The organism is Actinophytocola sp., from assembly GCF_035634895.1.
Classification (GTDB): Bacteria; Actinomycetota; Actinomycetes; order Mycobacteriales; family Pseudonocardiaceae; genus Actinophytocola.
In genome coordinates this window covers 1-5,159 of the sequence record NZ_DASQCC010000235.1, presented here as the reverse complement: position 1 = coordinate 5,159, position 5,159 = coordinate 1, and the positions used below count along the sequence as shown (strand labels likewise).

Annotated in this window: 4 protein-coding genes; 1 reads left to right on the top strand and 3 read right to left on the bottom strand. The window is 71.2% G+C overall.

The window, feature by feature from the left end; all coding sequences use genetic code 11:
- On the top strand, positions 1-526 hold a 526-nt coding region (locus VET29_RS36465; RefSeq protein WP_324929455.1), incomplete at its 5' end, for a TCP-1/cpn60 chaperonin family protein.
- A 140-nt stretch (positions 527-666) separates the two neighbouring features.
- Here the strand turns inward: VET29_RS36465 and VET29_RS36460 are convergent.
- From VET29_RS36460 to VET29_RS36450, 3 genes are all read right to left on the bottom strand, one after another.
- Positions 667-1,377, bottom strand: coding sequence for a DUF4393 domain-containing protein (locus VET29_RS36460; RefSeq protein ID WP_324929453.1), 711 nt, complete (start codon positions 1,375-1,377; stop codon positions 667-669).
- Between the two features lie 25 nt (positions 1,378-1,402).
- Positions 1,403-2,686: a hypothetical protein gene (locus tag VET29_RS36455; protein WP_324929451.1), complete on the bottom strand. Its 1,284-nt coding sequence runs from the start codon at positions 2,684-2,686 to the stop codon at positions 1,403-1,405.
- Positions 2,687-2,735: 49 nt separating this feature from the next.
- Positions 2,736-5,159: CHAT domain-containing tetratricopeptide repeat protein (locus tag VET29_RS36450; protein ID WP_324929449.1), on the bottom strand; the 2,424-nt coding region annotated here is incomplete at its 5' end.

Below are 5,159 nucleotides of genomic sequence, written 5' to 3'. Positions count from 1 at the left end.
GGCCAAGCTGGCCGGCGGTGTTGCGGTGATCAAGGCCGGTGCGGCGACCGAGGTCGAGCTGAAGGAGCGCAAGCACCGCATCGAGGACGCGGTGCGCAACGCCAAGGCCGCCGTCGAGGAGGGCATCGTCGCCGGTGGCGGCGTCGCGCTGCTCCAGGCCGCCGAGGCCGCCTTCGCGGGCCTGCGCCTGGAGGGCGACGAGGCCACGGGTGCCAACATCGTCAAGGTGGCGGTCGAGGCTCCGCTCAAGCAGATCGCCGTCAACGCCGGCCACGAGGGTGGCGTCGTCGTCGAGCGCGTGAAGGGCCTGCCCCAGGGCCACGGCCTCAACGCCGCGACCGGTGTCTACGAGGACCTGCTCGCCGCCGGCGTGCCGGACCCGACCAAGGTCACCCGCTCCGCACTGCAGAACGCCGCGTCCATCGCCGCACTGTTCCTGACGACCGAAGCCGTCGTCGCGGACAAGCCGGAGAAGGCCGCCGCGCCTGCCGGCGGCGGCGACCCGACCGGTGGCATGGACTTCTAAGTCCTTCACACACAGAACGGCCCCGGGTTCCCCCGGGGCCGTTCTGCATACAGGCCCCACCAACTGCACAAAACCGCAACTCGCGGTGCACGAAAGCGGGACTCGCCATGTTTGTACGCGGGACTCGCGATGTTTGTTGGCTAGGTGTCCAGGGGTAGGCAGGTCTGGCAGAAGTCTTCGCCGAAAGGGGTCAGGTGGATGCTTCTGCGGACGGTCTTCGGCGCGCGGCCCGCGCGGGACATCGCCTCCTGGACCTCCGGTTGGACCTCGACGACCTGGTAGCGCGACGGTTCCACCTCCTCCCGGGAGAACCACACCAGTCCGAGGCGGAACAGGTTGTTCAGATATGCGTTGGTGCGGCTCATGTTCCGCACCCCCGCCTGTCGTCCGATCATCGACAGCCCCGCCTCGATCAGCTCGGAGCCGATCCCGAGTGGACGGTTCGTCCGCACGTCCACCGTCGGTTGTGGACCCTCCCGGTACAGGAACCGGATGATCCTTGCCTCGTCCGGCGTCAGCTCACCCAGGATCCGTTCGTACGCCGGATGCGTGTCCTCCACGAAACGGACGTCCGACGACTGCCGCAGCAGCTCCGCGCCTCGTGCCCGTAGCTCGGCGAGCGAAGCGCCGTGTGCCCGCGGTTCGGCGAGTGAAGCGGCGTGAGCGGGCTCCTCGTCGGGCACCCCCAGCACCGAGCGCGCCGCCGCCCGCAGGTCCGCGCCCAGGTCGCCGGCGATCTTCATGGGGGACTCGCCGGCCGCCAGGCCACGTGCCACCCGCGCCCCGGTCCGTACGGACGTGGTCACCACCCACTGGGCCGTCGACAGGCCGGCGTTCGCGGCGATCCTCAACAACCCCAACGAACCTGACGACATCTCACACCCCGAAGATCGCTAGATGGATCAGCCCGGCGCCGATGCCCAGCACCCCGCCGTGCACGAACAGCAGCCACTCGTCCTGCTTGATGGCCGACCGCAGCAGCTCGTTGAACTCGTCCGCCCGCAGCTGTCGCATCTGGTCCGCGACGAACCGCCTGATCTTTCCCGACTGCTGCCGGCCGAACTCGCGGTCACCGAACGTCGACGCGAACTCGACCGCCTCGTGGGCCACCGCGTCCCTGATCCGGTCGTACCGGTCGGTGCCGATGCCGACCCGCACCACCGACCTCGCGAACCCCACCGCGTCGTCGACCGCCGGTCGCAGCGACTCCTCCAGCATCAGCCGGGTCCGGTCGGAGCGGGGGCCGAACAACAGCTCGTCGCCGATGTTCTTCATGGTGATCACGTCCTCGGCGATGATCTGCGCCAGCACGTCGCTCACCTCCGGCTGTCGCCGCAGGAACAGGCCCTGGAGGACGAACGGCCCGATCCGGCGGGGGAACACCGGCTCGAAGATCAGCTTGATGCCGATCCAGTTGGCCACCCAGCCGATCACCGCCCCGCCCAACGGCAGCACCCACCACCGCGGCAGCGCCGCCAGGATGAACACCAGCCCGATGCCGGCCGGAAACCCGAAGTAGAAGCCGAAGTTCCGCATGAACCGCAGCTCCTTGCGGCCAACCTCGCGGAGCATGTCGTTCATCAGCTCCGGGTGCTCCTCGAAGTGCCGGATCACCAGCAGCTTCGCATCGATCAGCTGCTCGATGTACTCGCCCAGCCGCTCGGTCAGCTCACGGACGATCACCGGCAGCCGCTGCTCCACCCGTGTGTACACCGCCGACTTCAGCGCGGGCGGAAGGTCGTGCCACAGCTGTGGATGCTCCCGCTCCACGATCCGCGCGACCACGTCGCGAATCTCGGTCCGCGCGGTCGCCGCAATGTGGTCAGCGATCTTATCCGGCTCGAACTCGCGGTAGAAGTCGCCGATGCTGCCGACCTTGAGCAGCGCCTTGTCCACGGAGATCGAGGCCATCTTGGACACCCGGGACGGGATGATGCCCTGCCAGCCGAACCGACCCTCGTGCGTGATCGCCGGGATCACCTGCACGCGCCGCGGCAGGTACGGGTACAGGAACGGCAGCCCCGGCACGCGCACACCGTGGAACCGCATCGGCTGGAACAGCATGATCACGCCGGTCCAGTTCGTCACGAAGCCGATCACGCCGGTGAAGATCGGCACGGAGATCAGCTGCGTGAGGAAGCGCGGGTCGGACCAGTGCATGCTTCGCCCCCTCGCGGCAGTCGACGTCCAAGGTCAACCGCAGGCGATCCTAACCCGCTCCGAGCAGGATGAACGGGCGACGAAGGGGGTCGTCGACCGTCGCCTCGGCGAGGGCGCGGGCCGGGCGCACGCCGGAGGCGACCCGGCGGTGGTAGTCGGTCATCGTCTCGGCGAGGTCGGCCGCGAGGTCCGCGACCGGCTTGTTGGCCAGGCGCCGGTGGTAGTCGGTCATGGCCACCGCGGCCGACCGGTGCCCGACCCGGTTCACCGCGGCGACCACCGTCCGCGACCCGCTCGCGAGCATCGCGCCGGCGAAGCCGAGCGGCTCGTCGCCCGGGCGGATGTGCGACATCGCCAGCTCGCACGCCGCGAGCACGATGTGGGTCGGCGGGTGCCGCAGCCGCGCGACCTCGTGCGCGAGCAGCCCGCCGTCGTGCAGCTCCAGCCGGGAGAACATCGCGTTCGCGGACTCGTGCGTGCCGTGCGCGGCGATGTGCACGAGCTTCGCGCCGTCCATCGCCTTCAGCACGGCGCCGGTGGTGGCCTGCTCGCCGTCCAGCACGATCGCGTCCGGGTACACCTCGATCAGCTGGGTGAGCTCGGTCGCCGCGGTCGGCAGGTCCGGCCCGCGCACCAGCACGACCGGCCCGTCGTTCTGCGGCACCTCCTTGGCGCTCACCCACGCGGTCGCCGACGGCGCCACCGACACCGCGCGCCCACGCAGCGACGGCAGCGTCTCCCACGGCACCGAGTACAGCTCACCGAACGGCACCACGACCAGCTCGCGGTCGCCGAGCAGCGTCGCCGGGATGCCGTCGGGCCCGAACAGCAGCTGGTCGAGTGCCTGGATACGCCGCCGCGCGGACTGCGACACCGCGGTCACGAGCGGCGCGATCAGCTCGTCCGGCGCCAGCGCGTCCAGGTCGGCGTGCAGCTGCCGGGCCGCCTCCAGGACCTCGTCCTTGGCGCCGAGCCGCACGAGCTTCGTCCGCCCGCCCGCGACGACCACCGCCGCGAGGTCGTTCTCCGGCCCGGCGAAGCTGATCAGCGCCCGGTCCCCGAGCTGCTCGATCACCTCGTCCGGCGAGGACACCGGCCGCGGCCGGCCCCACTGCGAGGTGTGCCAGCCCAGCCGGTTGACCTCCCGCTGCAACGCGACCGACCGCTGTTCGAGGTGCGTGACGGGCCGCCGCTCCAGCCGGGCCTGTTGCATGGTGCGCAACACGGTCCGCAGCTCGGCGACCTTGCTGGCCAGCTCCGGGTCGTCGATCGCGGGCATCGGCTCGTACCGGTACACCTGCGCCCGCGTGCGTTCCTGCCAGGCGAGCAGCCGCCGCGCGTCGCCGTCGGTCCGCGCGTCGCCCAGCACGATGCCGACCGCGAGCCTGGCCAGCTCGAGGCCGTGCACGGCCGTGCCGCACACGAGGTCCAGCCCGCCCATCCGGTCGCGTGCGGCGCCGAGCTCGACGAAGCCGGCCTTCGCCTGGGCGAGCGCGCGCCTGCGGTCCGCCTTGGCGACCGCGACCTCCGCACGGCACAGCCGCAGCATCATCTTGTGGTCGATGGGCGCGATCCTGCGCAGTGGCGGCACCTGCTCGAGCAGTGTCTCCGCCGTGGTGAGGTCGCCGCGGCGGACGGCCAGCCGCACCGCGAGCATGGTCGCCATGGCCGCCTCGTCGGTCAGCCCGATCCCGATCAGCCGTTGTGCGAGCTTCGCCGGTTTGGCCGGCGACACCGCACCCGCGCCTGCCTCGATCCGCAGCTTGGTGAGCGCGGCCACCTCGGCCCACGACTCGCTGCCGCGCTTGACGAACCGCCGGTGCGAGCTGCCCGCCAGCTGCTTGGCGAGGGTGACGTCACCCTCGAGCAACGCGGCCGCGGCCCTGGCGAGCTCCGCCTCCGCGAGGTCCTGGCCGACCCGTTGGGCCCGCAACGCAGGCAGCGCCTCGTCGAGACAGCGCGCGGCCTCCTCGGCGAGTCCGGCCTCCAGCAGGACCTTCGCCCGGTCGATCTGCACGCGGGGCACGAGGCCGGGCGCGAGCTCGTGGAAGATCGCCTCGACGCTGTCGTAGTACCGCAGTGCGCCGGGCACGTCACCGGTGAGCTGGGCGATGTCGCCCAGGTTGTTCTGCGCCTTGGCGCGCAGGCGGGCCAGGTTGTGGTCCTCGGCGAGCGCGATGACCCGACGCATGTCGGCCTCGGCGGGTCCGGGTTTGCCGTCGGCGATATGGGTGAGTCCGCGGTTCATGACGACCCGGGCGAGCACCGCGGGGTCGACCTCTGACTCGCTCAGCGCGCCCTCGAGAAGTGGGATCGCGCGGTCGAACAGGCTGAGAGCCTCGGCGGTACGGCCGATGCGGTACACGACGAGCGCGCGCTGGCTGTCGACGAGGCCGACCATGCTCGCCCGCCGCGGCCCGGCCGGCAGCCCGCTGGCGAGTGCGTGCGCGGTGCCGAGATGTACGAGGCCGTC

Bases quoted from the DNA above. Each gene is read 5' to 3' on its own strand.
- VET29_RS36455 (WP_324929451.1), bottom strand. From the start codon at position 2,686: ATGCACTGGTCCGACCCGCGCTTCCTCACGCAGCTGATCTCCGTGCCG.